Source organism: Pseudoduganella sp. GW821-FHT11H04 (assembly GCF_058807935.1).
Genome location: NZ_JBXARE010000008.1, coordinates 223,871 through 242,583, shown reverse-complemented (window position 1 = coordinate 242,583; position 18,713 = coordinate 223,871). Strand labels below are relative to the sequence as shown.

23 protein-coding genes are annotated in these 18,713 nt (G+C 61.8%); 9 read left to right on the top strand and 14 right to left on the bottom strand.

The annotated features are described in order from the left end of the window. Positions 1-2: 2 nt before the first annotated feature. The gene (gene purU, locus AC1RTP_RS19055; RefSeq protein ID WP_498609483.1) at positions 3-872 is read right to left on the bottom strand and encodes a formyltetrahydrofolate deformylase; all 870 of its coding nucleotides are present in this window, start codon (positions 870-872) and stop codon (positions 3-5) included. 103 nt (positions 873-975) lie between these two features. On the opposite strand from purU, the gene AC1RTP_RS19050 reads away from it, so the two are divergent. From AC1RTP_RS19050 to AC1RTP_RS19040, 3 genes are all read left to right on the top strand, one after another. Further along, the gene (locus AC1RTP_RS19050; RefSeq protein ID WP_498609482.1) at positions 976-1,986 is read left to right on the top strand and encodes an NADP-dependent oxidoreductase; all 1,011 of its coding nucleotides are present in this window, start codon (positions 976-978) and stop codon (positions 1,984-1,986) included. Between the two features lie 57 nt (positions 1,987-2,043). After that, a complete protein-coding gene (locus AC1RTP_RS19045) occupies positions 2,044-2,589 on the top strand; it encodes a hemerythrin domain-containing protein (protein WP_498609480.1) in 546 nt (181 codons plus the stop codon). A gap of 119 nt (positions 2,590-2,708) precedes the next feature. Further along, positions 2,709-3,014, top strand: a complete 306-nt coding sequence (locus AC1RTP_RS19040) for a KGG domain-containing protein (protein WP_498609479.1) — start codon at positions 2,709-2,711, stop codon at positions 3,012-3,014. Between the two features lie 18 nt (positions 3,015-3,032). On the opposite strand, the gene AC1RTP_RS19035 is transcribed toward AC1RTP_RS19040, so the two are convergent. From AC1RTP_RS19035 to modA, 8 genes are all read right to left on the bottom strand, one after another. Then, positions 3,033-4,028 carry an alpha/beta fold hydrolase gene (locus AC1RTP_RS19035; protein ID WP_498609477.1) on the bottom strand — a complete coding sequence of 332 codons (996 nt, stop codon included), beginning with the start codon at positions 4,026-4,028 and terminating at the stop codon, positions 3,033-3,035. Further along, the gene (locus tag AC1RTP_RS19030; protein ID WP_498609475.1) at positions 4,018-5,037 is read right to left on the bottom strand and encodes a hypothetical protein; all 1,020 of its coding nucleotides are present in this window, start codon (positions 5,035-5,037) and stop codon (positions 4,018-4,020) included. Before AC1RTP_RS19030 ends, AC1RTP_RS19035 begins: the two co-directional genes overlap by 11 nt. Position 5,038: 1 nt before the next feature. Further along, positions 5,039-7,237 carry an FAD-binding protein gene (locus tag AC1RTP_RS19025; protein ID WP_498609473.1) on the bottom strand — a complete coding sequence of 733 codons (2,199 nt, stop codon included), beginning with the start codon at positions 7,235-7,237 and terminating at the stop codon, positions 5,039-5,041. Positions 7,238-7,241: 4 nt separating this feature from the next. Then, entirely contained in the window at positions 7,242-7,604 is a 363-nt protein-coding gene (locus AC1RTP_RS19020) for a DUF805 domain-containing protein (protein ID WP_498609471.1), read from the bottom strand. A gap of 76 nt (positions 7,605-7,680) precedes the next feature. Next, positions 7,681-8,481, bottom strand: a complete 801-nt coding sequence (locus AC1RTP_RS19015) for a TOBE domain-containing protein (RefSeq protein WP_498609469.1) — start codon at positions 8,479-8,481, stop codon at positions 7,681-7,683. Beyond that, positions 8,474-9,154 carry a sulfate/molybdate ABC transporter ATP-binding protein gene (locus AC1RTP_RS19010; protein WP_498609467.1) on the bottom strand — a complete coding sequence of 227 codons (681 nt, stop codon included), beginning with the start codon at positions 9,152-9,154 and terminating at the stop codon, positions 8,474-8,476. The genes AC1RTP_RS19015 and AC1RTP_RS19010 overlap by 8 nt, the downstream gene beginning before the upstream one ends. Continuing rightward, complete coding sequence (modB, locus tag AC1RTP_RS19005) at positions 9,151-9,825, bottom strand: molybdate ABC transporter permease subunit (protein WP_498609465.1); 675 nt, start codon at positions 9,823-9,825, stop codon at positions 9,151-9,153. Before modB ends, AC1RTP_RS19010 begins: the two co-directional genes overlap by 4 nt. A gap of 3 nt (positions 9,826-9,828) precedes the next feature. Further along, positions 9,829-10,563: a molybdate ABC transporter substrate-binding protein gene (modA, locus tag AC1RTP_RS19000; protein ID WP_498609464.1), complete on the bottom strand. Its 735-nt coding sequence runs from the start codon at positions 10,561-10,563 to the stop codon at positions 9,829-9,831. 87 nt (positions 10,564-10,650) lie between these two features. Between modA and cydP the strand changes: the two genes are divergently transcribed. The 5 genes from cydP to AC1RTP_RS18975 all read left to right on the top strand — a co-directional run bounded on the left by cydP (position 10,651) and on the right by AC1RTP_RS18975 (position 14,676). Continuing rightward, a complete protein-coding gene (gene cydP / locus AC1RTP_RS18995) occupies positions 10,651-10,863 on the top strand; it encodes a cytochrome oxidase putative small subunit CydP (protein WP_498609463.1) in 213 nt (70 codons plus the stop codon). Continuing rightward, positions 10,847-12,403 carry a cytochrome ubiquinol oxidase subunit I gene (locus AC1RTP_RS18990; protein WP_498609552.1) on the top strand — a complete coding sequence of 519 codons (1,557 nt, stop codon included), beginning with the start codon at positions 10,847-10,849 and terminating at the stop codon, positions 12,401-12,403. The genes cydP and AC1RTP_RS18990 overlap by 17 nt, the downstream gene beginning before the upstream one ends. After that, entirely contained in the window at positions 12,400-13,542 is a 1,143-nt protein-coding gene (gene cydB, locus AC1RTP_RS18985) for a cytochrome d ubiquinol oxidase subunit II (protein WP_498609462.1), read from the top strand. The genes AC1RTP_RS18990 and cydB overlap by 4 nt, the downstream gene beginning before the upstream one ends. Positions 13,543-13,554: 12 nt before the next feature. Then, positions 13,555-13,707 carry a cytochrome bd-I oxidase subunit CydX gene (gene cydX / locus AC1RTP_RS18980; RefSeq protein ID WP_498609460.1) on the top strand — a complete coding sequence of 51 codons (153 nt, stop codon included), beginning with the start codon at positions 13,555-13,557 and terminating at the stop codon, positions 13,705-13,707. A gap of 84 nt (positions 13,708-13,791) precedes the next feature. Then, positions 13,792-14,676, top strand: coding sequence for a PhzF family phenazine biosynthesis protein (locus tag AC1RTP_RS18975; protein ID WP_498609457.1), 885 nt, complete (start codon positions 13,792-13,794; stop codon positions 14,674-14,676). Here AC1RTP_RS18975 and AC1RTP_RS18970 read toward each other — a convergent pair. Continuing rightward, positions 14,660-15,508: a Kelch repeat-containing protein gene (locus tag AC1RTP_RS18970; protein WP_498609456.1), complete on the bottom strand. Its 849-nt coding sequence runs from the start codon at positions 15,506-15,508 to the stop codon at positions 14,660-14,662. The two genes, AC1RTP_RS18975 and AC1RTP_RS18970, sit on opposite strands and share 17 nt — an antisense overlap. Before the next feature lie 166 nt (positions 15,509-15,674). Next, positions 15,675-16,568 (bottom strand): endonuclease, encoded by an 894-nt coding sequence (locus tag AC1RTP_RS18965; RefSeq protein WP_498609454.1) that lies wholly within the window; start codon positions 16,566-16,568, stop codon positions 15,675-15,677. A gap of 26 nt (positions 16,569-16,594) precedes the next feature. Between AC1RTP_RS18965 and AC1RTP_RS18960 the strand changes: the two genes are divergently transcribed. Next, the gene (locus AC1RTP_RS18960) at positions 16,595-17,095 is read left to right on the top strand and encodes a YgjP-like metallopeptidase domain-containing protein (protein ID WP_498609453.1); all 501 of its coding nucleotides are present in this window, start codon (positions 16,595-16,597) and stop codon (positions 17,093-17,095) included. Here AC1RTP_RS18960 and AC1RTP_RS18955 read toward each other — a convergent pair. The 3 genes from AC1RTP_RS18955 to AC1RTP_RS18945 are packed head-to-tail and all read right to left on the bottom strand — an operon-like array spanning position 17,092 to position 18,696. Beyond that, complete coding sequence (locus AC1RTP_RS18955) at positions 17,092-17,628, bottom strand: LOG family protein (protein ID WP_498609451.1); 537 nt, start codon at positions 17,626-17,628, stop codon at positions 17,092-17,094. The two genes, AC1RTP_RS18960 and AC1RTP_RS18955, sit on opposite strands and share 4 nt — an antisense overlap. Beyond that, positions 17,625-18,290 carry a TetR/AcrR family transcriptional regulator gene (locus AC1RTP_RS18950; RefSeq protein WP_498609449.1) on the bottom strand — a complete coding sequence of 222 codons (666 nt, stop codon included), beginning with the start codon at positions 18,288-18,290 and terminating at the stop codon, positions 17,625-17,627. Before AC1RTP_RS18950 ends, AC1RTP_RS18955 begins: the two co-directional genes overlap by 4 nt. A 58-nt stretch (positions 18,291-18,348) precedes the next feature. After that, entirely contained in the window at positions 18,349-18,696 is a 348-nt protein-coding gene (locus AC1RTP_RS18945) for a phasin family protein (RefSeq protein ID WP_498609447.1), read from the bottom strand. Positions 18,697-18,713 lie beyond the last annotated feature (17 nt).

The following is an 18,713-nucleotide window of genomic DNA, read 5'->3' as shown; positions in this document are numbered from 1 at the left end:
TATTATTTGAAGATTACAGTCCGGTGGCCGTTCAGCAGGATACGATGCTCAACGAACCATTTCACAGCGCGCGCCAGCACCACGCATTCCACGTCGCGGCCAATTGCGGTCAGCGCATCGGAACCCATGGAGTGATCGACACGCTCCACATCCTGCTCGATGATCGGGCCTTCATCCAGGTCGCCGGTCACGAAGTGGGCGGTGGCGCCGATCAGCTTCACGCCGCGCTTGTGCGCCTGCGCATACGGCTTGGCGCCCTTGAAGCTAGGCAGGAAGGAGTGGTGGATATTGATCGCCTTCCCTTTCAGGCGGCCGCACATCGATGGCGACAGGATTTGCATGTAGCGCGCCAGCACCACCAGGTCCACCTGGTGCATTTCCATCAGCTCCGCAACGCGCGCTTCCTGCGCCAGCTTGGCCGATTCAGGTGCGCCAGCCGTCAGCGGCAGGTGGTGGAACGGGATATTGTAGCTGGCCGCCAGCTGGTAGAAGTCCATGTGGTTGGACACGATGGCCGGAATTTCGACCGGCAGCAGCCCGCTCTTGTAGCGGAACAGCAGGTCGTTCAGGCAGTGGCCAATCTTGGAGACCATCAGCATCACGCGCGGCTTGGCGTGCGCATCGTGCAGCGCCCATTCCATGCCCATGCTCGCCCCCACCTTCGCGAAATCCTCGCGCAGCACAGCATCGCTGACCGCCGCATCCTCGCGCGCAAAGTGCACGCGCATGAAGAAGCGTTGCGTTTCCGCGTCACCAAATTGGGCGGAATCGATGATATTGCAGCCATGCTCGGCCAGGAATCCGGATACGCGATGAACGATGCCGCGTTGATCGTGGCAGGAGAGCGTGAGGATGTATTCTGGGTGAGTCATGGCACTTTCAGGTCATGGGCGGGACAGTATTGTCGCATGAACATTGCCACGGCTGCCAAAATACGGAATAGAATGACCGTACTATTTCTAAAAAGGAGTGAAAATGGAGAACACCCAGTTCCGCCTCGCCGCCCGCCCGGTCGGCCTGCCTAAGGATAGCGACTGGCAAATCACCAAGGAGCCAGTGCGCGAACTGGCCGACGGCGAGGTGCTGATCAAGACGCACTACCTCTCGCTCGACCCCGCCATGCGCGGCTGGATGAACGACGCCAAATCCTATATCCGCCCAGTCGGCATCGGCGAAGTCATGCGCGCCGGCGGCCTGGGTGAAGTCATTGCCTCCAAGTCCCCGCGCTTTGCCGTGGGCGACCAGGTTGGCGGCGGCTTTGGCGTGCAGCAGTACTGGATCGGCGCCGCCGACGACCGCCACGCCGGCCTGCACAAGATTGACACCCGCCTGGCCCCGGCCACCACCTGGCTCAACACCCTCGGCATGCCAGGCATGACCGCCTACTTTGGCCTGATCGAAGTGGGGATGCCGAAAGCCGGTGAAACCGTGGTCGTCTCCGGCGCGGCCGGCGCCGTCGGCCAGACCGTCGGCCAGGTGGCCAAACAGCTCGGCTGCCGCGTGGTCGGCATTGCCGGCGGCACAGCCAAATGCGACTGGGTGGTCAATGAGCTTGGCTTCGACGCCTGCATCGACTACAAGGGCGGCGACGTACGCGCCGGCCTGAAGGAACACTGTCCAAATGGCGTTGACGTATACTTCGACAACGTTGGTGGCGACATCCTCGACATCGTTCTCACGCGCATCAACATGAAGGCCCGCATCGTGATCTGCGGCGCAATTTCGCAGTACAACAACACGACGCCGGTCAAAGGACCAGCCAACTACCTGTCCCTGCTGGTCAACCGCGCGCGCATGGAAGGTATGGTCGTGTTCGACTACGCCGACCGCTACCACGTGGCCGTTGCCGCGCTCGGCAAATGGCTGCAGGAAGGCAAGATCAAGAGCCGGGAAGACGTGGTGCAAGGCATCGAAAAATTCCCGCAGGCGCTGGCCATGCTGTTCGAAGGCAAGAACTTCGGCAAGCTGGTGCTGCAAGTCGCCTGAGCGCCCTTCCCTGCGGCTCCTTCTGTGCGGCCCAACCGACGCATTGAAGGAGTCATCATGAACCCGCAAAACCAGAACGCCACGGCGAAGGATGCCGTGGCGCTACTCACCGCCGACCACGACAAGGTCAAAAAACTCTTCCAGGAATTCGACAAATGCGATGCCTCGCACCAGGGCCTGAAGCACGACCTGGCGCAGCAGATCTGCATGGACTTGACCATCCACGCCACCATCGAGGAAGAAATCTTCTACCCCGCCGTGCGCGCCGAAACGGGCGAGCAAGACCAGGTGGATGAGGCGCTGGAAGAACACGGCTCCATCAAGGAGCTGGTGGAGCACATCCGCGGCATGGCCGTCGGCGCCAGCGAACTCGATAGCACAGTGCAGAAATTGCGCGAATGCGTCGATCACCACGTCCGCGAGGAAGAACAGGAAATGTTCCCAGCCATGCGGCAAAGCGATGCCGACCTCTCCAGCCTGCGCGAACAGCTGCAAGACCGTAAGGAAGAACTGGAACACGACTTCGGCGCGCAGCCGGTACGCGGCAACAATACCGAGGAAGCGGAAGGCGAACGTTCGGCCACCGGCCAGGCAGGCTCCTGAAGCGAAAAAAAGTTTGAACTTTATTGAACACCTTCCCTCAAAGCCCAGGTAGCAGCCACGAGGCTGCTAGCGGCCCGGGCCCGCGCCCGGAATCTTGGGCACATTGAGGGAGGTGGATCATGGCGACACAGGACGAGCAGGTCAGGGCCGGCAACGGCAAGCGTGGCTTCGCAGCGATGGACAAGGAAACCCAGCGCCTGATTGCCAGCAAGGGCGGCCAGGCCGCGCACCAGAAAGGCACGGCGCATGAATTCACTTCGGAAGAGGCGCGCCGGGCCGGACAAAAAGGCGGCGAAGTGGTCAGCCGCAACCGCGAACACATGGCCGAGATCGGGCGCAAGGGGGGCGAAAGCCGGCAAACCGCCCGCAGCGGCAACCGGCAGGGAGGCAAGCCCGGAGCGGACGAGCCGGACGAAGCGGGCTAACGCCACGCCCAGCCCGGATCAGCGCCGCGCGTCCCGCAGGATGCCCGCAAGGGCTTCCTGGAACAGTTCCGGCTCCTCGATCTGCGGAATATGCCCGGCACGCGGAATGCGTACCAGCTTGGCGCCGGGAACAAGGCGCTGCAGGTGCTCAGCCTGCGACAGGGGCGTGATCGTATCGGTCTCGCCCCACAGCAAGGTCACCGGCCAGTTGATGCGGCCATAGGCGTCCGGAAAGTCGCTTGCGGCATGCCCCCGGCGCGCCAGCAACTCCGGCAGCCAGGCGGCAACGTGCTTGTAGCTGCCTTCCAGTACCAGGGGTTGGCGGTAGATCTGCTGCCAGGCGAGCGTGGCTTTATCTTTTTCACTGACAAAACTTTTCAGCAAGATCTCCGTGTACTCGGGCTTGGTCAGGAAACCCGCCGCCAAGGGCTGGCCGACCCAACGCCAGCGCAGAACGGACTGGAGCATGCTGTCGCTGCCGTCGGCTTGCGAGCTGTCCAGTCCCAGCGCCGCGTCGACCAGCACCAGGGACAGCACCCTGCCCTCGTCCGGATTTGACAGCAAGGCTTCCATCAGCGGCGCCGCACCGAAGGAATGCGCGACGAACACGGCGCGGCGGATGCCGGCATTATCGAGGGCCGTGCGCAGCCGGGCGGCCTGCTTCTGCTTGTCGTATTCGCCGTTGACCGGCGGGATCGAATAACCGAAGGGCGGCATGTCGAGCGCAATGGCCTGGTAGCCGGCCTTGTTGGCCGTTTCCATCGACGCACGCCAGGTCTCGCTCCACGAACCCGTGCCATGCAGGAAGACCACGGTCGGCGCGTCGCGGTTGCCGGAACGCTGCATGAAAATGCGCGCATCACCGGCGTCCACGTATTCACCGCCCTGTGGCGCCAGTTCTTCGCGCTTGCCGTTCTGGCGTGCGTCCGCCTGGCGCACGACGGAAATACCCCACGCGGCCGCGCTGCCGGCCAGGACCAGCAGTACGACGGCCAGCAAACGCTTAATAGTCATACACGTGCTCTACTTCCACGCCCTGGCGCGGCGCGTCAACCAGGTAGCGTGACAGCGCGGCGACCGGCAGCACCAGCGCGACCCGTCTTCGTCCAGGCTCGGTCAGGATAGGCTGGTCGAACAGCACACGGCTGTCCGACGGCGCCGCCGTGCCATGGCCGCGCGTCAGCACCGTCACCAGGATCACGCCGCTGTTGCCTGCGATGTCCTGCAACTGCACATCCTGCAGTCCAAGCTTGGTTGCGGCCAGGCGGAAGTCGTAATAGCGCGGCAGCTCCAGCACGGCGCGGCCATCATCCAGCATGCGCAGCAACTTGACGTTAGGCAGGTCGGCCAGGTCGTACGGCTCATGGTCTGCGACGACTTGCGTCGTCATCAGGGCAGGCTCGTAGGCTGCACTGGTGGCGAGCTTGATCAACTTGCCGTAGGCTGCCTTGATCAGGTACTCAGTGGTCAGGGCATAGCGGCGCTCCAGCTTGCGCAGCATGTCGGAGCCGAACAGCGGCGTATCCGCCCATAGGCCTTTCAGCTTGCCTGCAAAATCGTACAGGTACCACGGCTCCTTGCGAATGAAGTCGACGTAATCCTGCGCCACGCGCGCGCCGTATTCATCTTCCGGCGTCAGGCCGGAGGCGGTGGCCCAGCTGATGCGGCCCAGCGTGTTTTCATACATTGAACGCAAGCCGTATTCCACCGTGGTGCTGCTGCCGATCACGCCGATCATCACATGGTAGCCAGCGTTGCTCGGGTACTTGGCGCGCACCTGCTCCTCGGTCACCGCCGCATAGCTGGTCCAGATCTGGCCCACATGCCCCAGGAAAGGAAAGCCGTGCGCCGGATGCTGTTTCACATACCGCGCATATTCGGCCGGGCTATGCACCAGGAACCATTCCGGGTACGTCAGGAAGGTTTGCTCCACGCTGCGCCGCTGTTCCGGCGCAATGGGGCTCTCCGCTGCGCTGGTCAGGCAGGCAAGCAGCAGGCTTAAAGCCAGCAAGAGTTTGCGCATGTCACACCCGTTTGAAGGCCATCAGGACATTTGCCGACGGATCGCCATCCTGCACGATGCGGTCGCCCGTGTGTTCAAAACCCGCCGCTTCCACGCGCTTGATCCAGTCATCCACCGAAGCGAAGAAGCGCAGCTCGGACGCGTTGTTCGCCCACGGCTCGCCCAAGCCCGCGTTGAACACGCAATGCGCCAGGCTGACGAAATCGTCCATGGTGCGGTCTTTCACATCGTGGTCGCGCACGACGAAGTAGCCGCCGGGGCGCACGATATTCGCCACCGATTCCAGGAACGGCGCCAGCTTCTGCGGCTCCATATGGTGCAGGCCGACGAAGCAGCTCACGAGGTCCGCGCTTTGCGCCGGCAAATCGATTGGGGCGTAATCCTTCATCTGCACGAAGTTGCCGACCTGCAGCAGGCCGCCGCGTTCCACGATATCGACCGGCGAATAGCCCGGCGCCTTGTCGTGCACCAGGGTCACCTTGCCATTCAGCTTGAGGTGCTTGCGCAGCGCTTTGACGTAGCGGCCGGTGGTGCCGATTTCCACGTAATCCTTGAGCGGCTTGTCGCCCAGCAGGCGCTTGGCCTGGCTGCCCATTTCCTCTTTCTGCACCACCAGGGACGGCAGCGCATAGCGCAGCAGCGACAGCGGCGGCGAAATGCCCGGCAGGCCGGCCTGCACGGCGCGGTAGATGGCTTCCTCGTCGTGATTCTCGCTGGTCGCCTTGCGGATCAGGGTGTGGAAACGGTCTTCCGGGAACAGGTTGAAGATGTTCTGCAGGAAGGCATAGAACTTGTCCGCTTCGCGCTCGCTGCCGTACACGGAGTGGAACAGCGAACGGCGTGCAGCCTCGCCTTCCGCGTTCAGGTTCAGGGTCGGCGCATAGTATTTATCCCACAGCGCGCCGCGCAGGCGGTATTCAGGATCGAGCTCGCGTTTCAGCGCAAACAGCTCTTTCGCACGCGGGTAGGCGCGGTGGAATTGCTCGTGCGTGCCGTGCAGCTGGTACGGCAGGTAGTAAGTACCGCCGCATTCCAGCACCGCGTCGATCAGCTCGCGCGTCCACACGCCCACGCGTTCACGCGCGTTGTCGCGGGTGCGCTGCTTGTGGTACAGCACAAAGGCGAAGGTTTCCCCGCGCGCCCACGCCAGCAAAGTGCCCGGATCGGACAGCGCATGGCGGATCGAGATATTGATCATATTGACCTTGTGCTTGGCCAGGATGGCCGACATCTTCGGCACGAATTCCGGCAAGCGTTCGCAAGGCACAAAGTACTCCTGCAGCACATAGGTGCGTTCCTTGCGGCCCAAAGGCTCCAGTTCCGCCGTGTCGTAGCCTGCTTCGTAATTGCGCCAGTGGACCTTCTTCTTCCAGAACAGCAGCGGGTCGAGCAAATATTCGCGGCGCCATTTACCGAACGGCGATTCGGACACCGACCAGAGGAAATACAGCTCCGCCAAATAGCGGCGGTTCAGCGGCTGCAGGCGCGGCGTATCGGCCGGCAGGTCGGTCTCGGTCCAGGTGACGGCGCGCGCCCGGTTGTACTGGGGCGGGTACAGGTCGGCGTTGTGGAAGGTGATTTCCTTGCGGCCGCGCACATTCACATCGAACCAGGCCGGATAATCCTTGGTGGTCATTTTCACGCTGCTGCGCTGCACGCGGGTGTTCGGCACCAGCTCCAGCTCCGCCTCGGCGATGATGCCGATCGCACCGTAGCCGCCGATGGCTGCGTAAAACAATTCGCTATTCTTCTGCGGACTGGCTTCGCGCACTTCGCCGTTGGCCAGCACCAGCGTGATGGACCGCACGGACAGAACCACCGGGCCCAGGCCCATGTAGCGCCCATGCGCATTGACCGACAGCGCCCCGCCCACGGTGAAGTTGGCGTAGGTCTGCATGATCTTCACCGCCAGTCCATGCGGGTCGACAAAGCGCTGGATATCGCACCAGCGGATGCCGGCCTGCACGCGGATCAGGCGATCGGCAGGCGAGAATTCGAGCACGCGGTTCATGCCGCGCAAGTCCAGGTGCAGGCTGCCCGGGCTGGCCGTGTGCCCGCCCATGCTGAAATGGCCGCCGCCAATGGAAATCGGCAGCGAAGTCTTACGCAAGGCATCCTGCAAGTCCGCCGTGGTGGACGGCGTTGCTACCGCGTAGACATTGATCGGGTTGAGCTGGGTGACGTCGTTTACGGTTGGCATAGGCTTACTTTGCGATGTTCACTTGCAGATAATCGTGGCGCGACAGCGGGTCTTCGCCGTAACGGTTCTTGCCCTCGCCGCCGCGGCGGAACACGAGGAGCAGCACCCAGAGCGGGCCCAGGACGGGAATCAGGAGCAGCAGGAGGCTCAGGCCGGAGCGGCCGATATCGTGCATGCGCTGGGTGGACACGGCGAGCGCGCCCCAGGTGAAGGCCAGCGCGAACAGCGCGGCGCCGGGATCGCCCATCAGCTCATAGGCCAGCATGCCGAAGGCAAGACAAGGCAGTCCGAGCATGACGATGCGGGAAAACCAGGTGCGACGATTGATGCGCCCCTGGCTAAGAAAGAATTTTGCAAGCAGTTCCATTTCGGCTTCCTAAAGGACAGGCGCAAGCCCGAAGCCGATTAGCTTAGCAAAACCCTAGTTTGTTTCCTACAGGAATTTATATCGGAACACCAATAATTACACTTGACGCCTTGAACAAAGCTGTGGCCTCCATGCCCACTTCGAGCTCCATGGACTGTTCGCTGTCGCGCGTGACGGTGGCCGCAACGGTGCCGCCGCCAGGCAAGGCGATGGTGATTTCGGAGTTCACGGCGCCAGGCTGCACGCGGCAAATCGTGCCGCGCAGCTGGTTTCGCGCCGACAGTTTGCCGGTCTCGCCGACAGCCAGAATAATCGACGAAGCCTTGACCAGTGCGAACGCTTCTCCACCTTCACGCAGGCCCAGGCTTTCCGTGCTCTCGTGTGTGATGATTGCAACAATCTCCTGCCCGCCAACGATGCGCAACAGGATTTCGTCGTTCACTGCACCGGGCTTGATTGCCGCCACAGTGCCTGAAAATTGATTGCGCGCGCTGGTTTTCATTTTCATTGTTTGCAACAGGAGGTAATCATCTGCCAATCCTTGCGACTGGCGGGTCAGGTGTTTCATGAACACGCTATGCTCATATTCGATGCGGCGGAAGTTCGCTACCAGTTGCGCACCGCGCTCGGTCAGCCGCGTGCCGCCGCCGCCCTTGCCACCCGCCGAACGTTCCAGCAGCGGCTCGCCGGCCAGGTTGTTCATGGCGTCGATGGCGTCCCAAGCGGCTTTGTAGCTCATGCCGATTGCCTTGGCCCCTTGCGTGATCGAGCCGTGTTCGGCGATGCTGGCCAATAGCTCCACGCGTTGGTGGCCGCCGAAGCTTTCGCCATCGAGCGTGATCCAGACTTCGCCTTGCAGCGCTACTTGCTTACCCATTGCTTCCCTCCGTGGCCACGCGGCCGTCCGCCATCGTCAATACATGGCCGCCGAAAGTAGCGGCATCATCGGGATCGTGCGTAATCAGCAGCATCGGGATATCGAGCCGCCGCTGCAACGCATCGAGTTCGGCGCGCATGCGCACGCGCAGCGCCGGATCCAGCGCAGCAAAGGGTTCGTCGAGCAGCAGCGCACTTGGTTCGGCCACAAGCGCACGCGCCAGCGCCACCCGCTGCCGCTGGCCGCCGGACAGTTCCGCCGGCTTCTGGTGCGCCACCTCGGCCAGCCCGAAGGCTTCCAGCCAATAACGCACCGCTTCCGGCTCGTGGCGTGGCGCCGGATTAAACCAGCCGCGCTGCAAGCCAAAGCCAATGTTCTGCCGCACGTTCAGGTGCGGGAATAGTGCATAGTCCTGGAACAGATAGCCCACACGTCGCGCGCGCGCCGGCACATCGATGCCGCTGCTGCCGTCAAACAGCTTGCGCCCGTCGAGTTCAATCAGGCCGCTGTCCGGCCGAGACAGGCCGGCAATCGCCTTCATCATCTGGCTCTTGCCGGCGCCGGAAGCGCCATAAATCACCACGCGCTTGCTATCGGACTCAAACTGCGCATCGAGCTGGAACTTGCGCGCCCCGGCTAACAGCGCCTTGCGGATATTGACCCGGATCGTCATACCGCCCCCTGTGAACGATTCGGCACCAGGCGATTGGCAACTACCAGCACGACGATGCAGGTAACCGAAGTAATAAGCACCAGCAGATTGGCCGTATCGTCCTGCCCCGCCTGCACCGCCTCATAGACCGCAATTGACAGCGTCTGCGTCTTGCCCGGAATGCTGCCTGCCACCATCAGCGTGGCGCCGAATTCTCCCATCGAACGCGCGAACGCCAGCAAGGTGCCGGCCAATACGCCGCGCCAGGCGAGCGGCAAACTGATTCGCAGGAACACGCCAATCGGTGGGACGCCCAGCACGCGCGCGGCCTGCTCCAGCTGCGTGTCCACGGCTTCGAAAGCAGATCGCGCGCCTTTCAGCACGAGCGGGAAAGCCACGACTGCCGCGGCAATCACTGCGCCCTGCCAGGTGAAAATCAAGTTGATGCCAAAATGCTGTTGCAGCCAATGCCCGATCGGGCCATTGCGGCCGATCAGCACCAGCAGGTAATAGCCCAGCACCGTCGGCGGCATTACCATCGGCAGCGTAAGCAAGGCATCAAGCAAGTCGCGCCCAAAGAATCGTCCCCGCGCGAGCAAATAGCCAAAGCCGACGCCCAGCACAAGGTCAATCAAGGTAGCCCACAAGGCCACTTTCAGTGACAATCCAAGGGCAATCAGCGCAGCATCCATAAATCAGGGCTTGCCGAAACCGTGACGGGCAAGGATGGCCTGGCCGCCGGCCGACATGATGAAGTCCGCAAACGCACGCCCGCCAGCGGCATTTGGCGCCTCCTTGATCACAGCCAGCGGATAAGTGATCGGCGTGACGGTTGATACAGCCATCACCGAGCGCACTTTATCGGCCTGGGAGGCCACATCCGTCTGGTAGACAAAGCCCGCCTCCACTTCGCCGCGCGCGACATAGTCCAGCGCCTGGCGCACATTGGTGGCGAAAACGAATTTCTGCTCCAGCGCCGCCCACTGACCGGCCTTTTCCAGCGCAGCCTTGGTGTAACGGCCGACCGGCACACTGGCCGGGTTGCCAGTCGTCAGGCGCTTGACGCCAGGCTGCCCCAGGTCTGCCAGGGTGCTCAATTGCAGCGTGCTCTGGGCGGGAACCGCAACCACCAGGCGGTTGCTGGCGAAATCACGGCGGCTGCCCGGCGCGACATGGGCCTGCGCCTTGTCCATCGCATCCTGGTCGGCGGATGCGAATACGTCGACGGGAGCTCCCTTGGCGATTTGTGCCACCAGCGCGTCCGACGCGCCGAAATTCAGTAATACTTTGTCGCCAGGGTGGGCGGCTTCGTAGGCAGATGCTGCCTCACGGAAAGCATTGTTAAGGCTTGCAGCTGCGGATACAGTGATATCTGCGGCAGAGGCAACACCAGCAGCGCATAACAGCAATACAGCAGTGAAACGTTTCATCAGCTTCCCTTTCTAAAAGCGCAATATACTCAATTATACAGCGCAAGGATTCGGGTTGTATAAGCCCGGGAAATACCTGGAATTGAAATGAAACTTCCCCGCCATCGCAGCCTGGCCTTAGCGATCTCACTGGCGCTCTTCGTCAAGATCGTGCTGCTGTATTTGCTGTGGCACTTCTTCTTTTCACATCCACTGGCCAGGAAGATGCGGATGCCGACCTCCCAGGTCGAAAGTCATCTTCTCGCCGCCCCCGCGCCCACCACTCCACTTCAAGAGGTGAATGATGGCCCCCGTCGATGAAGTCGTCGCCCTGTCCCGGCTGCAGTTCGGGCTCACCGCGCTTTACCATTTCCTCTTTGTCCCGCTGACACTGGGGTTGTCGTGGATCCTGGTCATCATGGAATCGGTCTATGTGATGACCGGCCGCGAGATTTACCGCGACATGACCAGATTCTGGGGCAAGCTGTTCGGCATTAACTTCGCCATGGGCGTCACAACCGGCATCACGCTGGAATTCCAGTTCGGCACCAACTGGGCCTACTACTCGCACTACGTGGGCGACATCTTCGGTACGCCGCTGGCGATTGAAGGCATGATGGCCTTCTTCCTCGAATCCACTTTTGTCGGCTTGTTCTTTTTCGGCTGGCAGCGACTGTCGAAAGTGCAGCACTTAAGCGTGACCTTCCTTGTGGCGCTGGGTTCCAGCCTGTCCGCGCTGTGGATCCTGATCGCCAATGGCTGGATGAACAACCCGGTCGGTGCGGAATTCAATGTCGACACCATGCGCATGGAGCTGACCAGCATCGCCGACGTCATTCTCAATCCCGTCGGCCAGGTCAAATTCGTGCACACCGTGGCGGCCGGCTACGTCACCGCCTCGATGTTCGTGCTTGGCATCTCGGCCTTCTACCTGCTCAAGGCGCGCGACGTGCCGTTCGCGCTGCGTTCTTTCGCCGTGGCCTCCGGTTTCGGACTGGCGTCCGCGCTTTCAGTGATCGTGCTGGGCGACGAATCGGGCTACACCGTGGGTGAAGTGAACAAGGTCAAGCTGGCCGCCATCGAAGCCGAATGGCACACCGAGCCGCCGCCGGCCGGCATCACCGTCTTCGGCCTGCCAAACGATGAAAAGGAACACACCGATTACGCGATCAAGATTCCTTACGTGATGGGGCTGATCGCTACCCGTTCCATCGACAAGCCGGTTATCGGCATCACGGATTTGAAAAAGCAGCACGAAGTCCGCATCCGCAACGGCATGAAATCCTACGCCGCGCTGATGCGCATCAAGTCCGGCGACAAATCGCAGGAAGCGTTTGCCGCATTCAAGGAACTGGAGAAAGACCTCGGCTACGGCCTCCTGCTGAAAAAGTACACGCCGAATGTGGTCGACGCCACCGAAGCGCAAATCAGGATGGCGGTCAACGACACCATTCCCAAGGTCGCACCGATGTTCTGGGCCTTCCGCGGCATGGTCGGCCTGGGGCTGTTGTTCCTGTTCATCTTCGGCGCCTCGTTCTATTTCCTGATCCGCAAGCGGCTGGCGCCGCAGCGCTGGCTGCTCAAGCTGGCCGTGGTGGCGATTCCGCTGCCCTGGGTGGCAGCGGAACTCGGCTGGATCGTCGCCGAATATGGCCGCCAGCCCTGGACGATTGCGGGCATCCTGCCGACGCATCTGTCGGCGTCCAGCATCCAGCCCTCAAGCCTGTATTTCAGCCTGGCCGGCTTCGCCCTGTTCTACACGGTGCTGCTGATTATTGAACTGAAGCTGATGTTCAAGTACGCCCGCCTGGGCCCAAGCGCCCTGCATACCGGCAAATACCATTGGGAGCAAAAACCATGATCTTCGATTACGAAACTTATAAAGTGATCTGGTGGTGCTTTGTCGCCGTGCTGCTGCTTGGATTTGCGCTGACCGATGGCTGGGACTTCGGCGTCGGCATGGCACTGCCCTTCCTCGGCAAAGACGATACCGAGCGCCGAATCATCATCAATACTATCGGCCCCACCTGGGAAGGCAACCAGACCTGGTTCATCACCGCTGGCGGCACGCTGTTCGCCGCCTGGCCGCTGGTATATGCCGCCGCGTTTTCCAGCCTGTACATCGCACTGATCGTGGCGCTATTCGCTTTGTTCTTCCGCCCCGTTGGCTTTGACTTCCGCAGCAAGGTTCCCGATCCGCGCTGGCGCAACGCCTGGGACTGGGGCTTGTTCATCGGCGGCTTCGTGCCACCGCTGATTTTCGGTGTTGGCATGGGCAATGTGCTGCAGGGGATTCCGTTCCGCTACGACGACTTGCTGCGCCTGGAATACACAGGCAATTTCTTCCAGCTGCTGAATCCATTCGGCCTGCTGGCCGGTGTGCTAGGAGTTTCCATGCTGGCCATGCATGGCGCCACTTTCCTGCATATGAAAACCGAAGGCGTGATCGCCGAACGCGCCCGGCGCATGGCCATGGCAGCGGCGGCGCTGACCATCGTGCTGTTCGCCATCGCTGGTATTTGGGTCGCGACTGCGCTCCCTGGCTACCGCATTACTGCCATGCCGGATGCCGGCACCGCCTTCGTGCCGCCCGCAAAAACAGTAGTCATGGCCGCCGGCGCCTGGATGGACAATTACGCGCGCTGGCCGATCACCTGGGCATTCCCCGCCGCCGCCATGATTGGCGCCTTGCTGGCGATTGCACTGAGCGCCGCACGCCGCACGCTATTAGCCCTCATCGCCAGCGGCATGAGCGTGGCCGGCATCCTGCTGACCGCAGGCGCCGCCATGTTCCCCTTCGTGTTGCCCTCGTCGCTGATGCCCTCGCACAGCCTGACTGCCTGGGACGCCACCTCAAGCCACAAAACACTGGCGGTGATGTTCTGGGTAGTGGTGGTTATGCTCCCGATCATTACGCTGTACACCAGTTGGGTGTATAGCGTCGTGCGGGGCAAGGTAACTGCAGCGCATATCCGCGAAAACGAACACTCTGTCTATTGAAAGGACAAAGCCATGTGGTATTTCACCTGGATCCTCGGCATCGGTTTCGCGCTGGCGGCAGCCATCATCAATGTGATGTGGCTGGAATCGAACTACTCATTTGGCGAGCGCAGCGAAGACGCGACCCGCGCCAGCTTCGAGTCCGCCCGCGATGCCGAAGTGTAGCGGTCATCGGGCCGGTACAGTGCCGGCCCTGTATTGTGCAAGTGTGGCTTTTTGCTCGCGGCCGCGACGCTTAGACTCGAAGGCATGAAAACCGTTCCCCTCAAAACTGTTGATGTGTTCACCAGTACACCCTTCCAGGGCAATCCGGTCGCCGTCGTACTCGACGCGTCCGGCCTCTCCAACGCGCAGATGCAGCAAATCGCCAGCTGGACCAACCTCTCGGAGACAACTTTCGTCCTTCCGGTGACGACAGCCGGTGCCGATTACCGTGTGCGAATCTTCACGCCCGGCAGCGAGCTGCCGTTTGCAGGCCATCCCACTATCGGTACCGCGCACGCCTTACTGGAAGCCGGCATGGTTGCCGCGCGTGACGGCGTCCTGGTCCAGCAATGCGAAGCGGGACTGGTGCAGCTGGCCGTGGGTGAATCCGATGGCGAGCAGTGGATTTCCTTCGACCTCCCTACCCCGACTTGCACCGCACTGGATGCCGCACAGGTCGACGAACTGCAAGCCATCCTCGGCATACCGCTGGCGCCCGGCGCTTCGCCATACCTGGTCGACGTCGGCGCACGCTGGGTGATCGCGCAGATGGGCAGCGCCGAAGCAGTGCTGGAATGCGCGCCGGATATGGCAAGGATGAAGGCGCAGGACATCAAAGGTCGCCACACCGGCGTGGTGATTTTCGGCCCGTACGCGCCGGGCGCCGGTGCGCAAATCGAAGTGCGTGCCTTCGCCCCGGCACACGGCGTCAACGAAGATCCAGTCTGCGGTAGTGGAAACGGCAGCCTTGCCGCCTACCTGCGCCACACCGGCCAGGCAGACGCTTTCGGTCGCGACTTTCTCGCGACACAAGGCGCCCGCCTTGGCCGCGCCGGCACAATCCGCTTATCGATCAGCGACGGACACATTCGTGTTGGCGGCCAGGCCATCACCTGCATCGATGGCTCGATCGCTACTGGCGGCGGATAATCCAGGCCTTCCGGGTTGGCGTTATCTCCTGGTCATAACCGCCAAGCACTAGCACCTCGCCGGACGGCAACGCAGTGGCGGTCCCGAACTGCCAGGATGCGCCAAGCGAACCACCTGTCCGCTCGAAATTGCGCGCCCCTGGCCGCCACACTTCGACCTCGCCGGCGCCGCCGGCAATCATGACTGAACCATCAGCCAGCACCACGGCGGATGACGGAATCTTGTAACGGGCAGACTGCAATGCTGGCCCCGCCGCAAACCTGTTCGTGGCAGGATCAAAAATTTCCGTACTCGCCAACTGCTGCCTTTCGTCGCCGCCAGCCGAACCGCCGATCACCAGCACCCTGCCGTCGCGCAGCGCTACTGCTGCATGCTTGTAGCGCGGGCTGGCCATGTCCGCTACAGCCTGGAACTTGCCGGTACGCGGATCGAACACCTCCGCCGAAGCGGTTGCTACACCTTTCGCCCGCAAACCGCCGGTCAGCAGCACACGCCCGTCGTCAAGGCGCACCGCCGCATGGCTGGTACGCGGCGTCGTCATTGCAGCGGCAGGCGCAAAACGCTTTGTCGGCGCATCGTAAATTTCCGCGCTCGCAACCGGCTGGTTCAATCCAGAAGCGCCGCCCGCAACAAGGATGCGCCCGTCGCCCAACGCCAGCACGGCCGGATCGAGCCGCGGCGCCAGCATCGGCGGACCTGCGATGAATGCGGCGCCATGCGGGTCGAAAATTTCCGTCGAAGCTGTTGCGCCACGCCCCGTCCAGCCCCCGGCCACCAGCAGGCCGCCGTCCGGCAAAGCCGCCGTGGCATGGCTCACGCGCGCCGTCCGCATTGGCGGCGCCGGCAGGAAACGCTTCTGTTGGATATCGTAGAACTCGTTTGAAGACTGCAGGGATTCGCAGCTGTTTGCGGCGCAGCCGCCAATGACCAGCAGCCGCCCATCGCCAACGAATGCCGCCTAGTGCACGGCGCGCGCCGTCGCCATTGGCTGTATCGGTTCAACCACCCACTGCGCCGCCAGGGCCGCAAACATCAGGATTGCCATTTCGAAGCTCCTCGATGCGTAAAGTACCCGACTGCAGCGGGCGCACGAGAATATTGTACACATCGATATCGAAACAGACTGTCGCCGCGCGCGGCTCGTCCACGCCGAGATAGCACCAGCGGTCGACGATGGCGCGCTGGCGCAGGCCGGCCGACTCTTCGACAATCGCCACCGCGCCGGTGAATGGCCAGCGCGTCACCCGCAAGGGTTCCAGCGCCAGCCGCACGCGCGCGGCGTGATCCGCAGCCGATTCCTCGCCGGTGCAGGCGCCCTTGCAGCGCATCACCTGGCGCGCAAAGCAGGGGCGGCCCGGCGTGCCCTTCTCCAGGCCCGTCGCTACAGTGCACAGTCCGCGCACATGCGCCACGTCGCGCAGGGTTTCGATGGCTGCCTTCTTGCTGCCAAACAGTCCATACAGCTGCTCGGCCAGTGCGAAATCGACATCGCGTGCAAAGACGACTTCCGGCGTATCGCCTGCCATGCTGATCGAGCACATTTCGCGCAATCGGCGCAGCTTTGAGTTGAAGACAGGCTGGTATTTTTTCACCAGCTCGGACTCGCGCAGCAAGGCGCCGATTTCTCCGCCCGTACGTTCAAAGTCGATGGTGGCGGACTTCGCCAGCATCTGCATCTCCTCCGCCGTGCGCATATGGGACAGCACCCGCGTGCGGATATTGACGCTCTTGCCGATGTAGAGCGGCTTACCGGCGGCATCGCGGAAGATATAAATACCCGGCAGCGAAGGCAAGGCATCGATGCATTCTCGGGGGATGTGGGCGGGATAGCTGAAGTTCAATACGGGGTCGCTGACCACCAGCAGTCCCACCGAATTGACGTGGGTGCGCATGCGCTCATGATACCATTCGGCCCGTCATGAAATACCTCAGCGCTTACTCAGAACAGACACTTTCGCAAGTCCGCCAGGTGATGGACCAGGGCCGCCTTGGCGAAGTGCTACTGCAACGTTATCCGAAAGCCCACGAAATCCGCAACGACCGTGCGCTGTACGACTACGTCCAGGATTTGCGCAACGAGTTCCTGCGCAATGCGGCGCCAATCGACAAAGTGGCCTTCGACAGCAAGATCCACGTGATCAACCACGCCCTCGGCCTGCACACCTCCGTGTCGCGCGTCCAGGGCGGCAAGCTGAAAGCCAAACACGAGATCCGTGTCGCAACGATGTTCAGGGACGTGCCGCTGGAATTCCTGCGGATGATCGCGGTGCACGAACTGGCCCACGTAAAAGAAAAACAACACGACAAGGCGTTCTACAAGCTGTGCACCTATATGGAGCCGAACTACCACCAATACGAGTTCGACACCCGCCTCTACCTGACGCACCTTGATGCGTCGGGCAAAAAGCTCTGGGCTTAAGCGCGCAGGCTTTGCACCAGGGCGGTTGGCGAGGCGTTCACACGCACCAGCGCCGCGTGCTGCGGCTTGATGAAGCCTTCGTCGCGGGCGTGGTCGATGAAACCAATCAGCTTGTCGTAGAAACCGTCCACGTTCAGCAGGCCGACCGGCTTGGCATGGATGCCCAGCTGCGACCAGGTCAGCATCTCGAACAGTTCTTCCAGCGTACCCATGCCGCCCGGCATGGCGATAAAGCCATCCGAAAGCTGCGCCATCATGGCTTTGCGTTCGTGCATATCCTTGACGATGAACTGGCGCGTCAGGCCCAGGTGGCCCACTTCACGCTCCATCAGCGCGGTCGGGATCACGCCGGTCACTTCGCCGCCGAGGCGCAGCACTTCGTCGGCGATCACACCCATCAGGCCCACATTGCCGCCGCCGTACACCAGCGCCAGGTTCTGCTCCACCAGCGCGGCGGCCAGCGCGCGCGCCTGTTCCGCGTAGCGCGGGGAGGCGCCGGCATTGGCGCCGCAATACACGCAAATCGATTTCATTTGAGCTTCTTAATGTATTCTTCGGACAGTTTCTGGAACAGCAGGCTGGTTTCGCCGCGCAGGTATGGCCCGATCTGGGACAGCACCTGGTAGCAGCCGCGCGCCAGCGCGTCAGCCATCGATTGCTGCTCGGAGTATTTGCGCGGGTTGCGCACGTATTCGTAAGAGAGCCAGTAAGTCGCCACCACCACCATATTCACCGACATCGCATCGATCGCCATATCGCTCGCTTCCAGCGAAGCTTCGCTGCGCAAGTCCAGGCAAAGGTTGCGCGCCACCTTGATCTTGTGGGCCAGCAGTTCCTTGAACTCCAGCTCCAGCTTGCGATTGCGCGACAGCAGGTCGTTCAGGTCGCGGTAGAAGAAGCGGTAGCGCCAGATCAGCTCAAACATCAGGTGCAGGTAAAGCCACACGTCTTCGATATTCGAACGACGTCCGCTCGGCACCTGCAGCATGCGCTCCGCCTCCGCCTTGAACTGGACAAAGATAGAGTTGACGATATCGTCTTTATTCCGGAAATGGTAATAGAGATTCCCCGGGGAGATATTCATCTCCTCGGCGATAACGGTGGTCGTGATATTGGGCTCGCCGAACTCGTTAAACAAGCGCAGCGAGAGTTCCAGGATGCGTTCGCGGGTTCGTCTTGGCGCTTTTTGTAGCATAACAGGGGGCTCTATTGATTCCCCTGCAAGGATATCACTATTAGAAGTTTTCCAGAAGTTACGCTTTTTTGGTTGTGGCCTTTTTGACGGGCTTTTTCACCATAGCCTTCAATTCTTCGACCTGGCGACTCAATTCTTCGACCCGGTCGATCAGGGCATTGATATCCTGCCGCATCGGCACGCCGATCGATTCCAGCGCTCGCGTCACCCGTTCCTCGAACACCTTTTCCAGCGAATTGACCGTTTCGCGCACATGGCCGACGCGATCGCCTTCGACTGCGCGGGCACGCTTTTGCAAATCGCTGAAGGCGCCCAGGCCGGCCTTCCAGATCTCCTGCGCCGATTCGCGTACTGCCTTGGTCAGCCGTTCTTCGCTTTCCTCAAACGATTTCGCTTTTTTACCCATGGCGGCGGCTCCTGTAT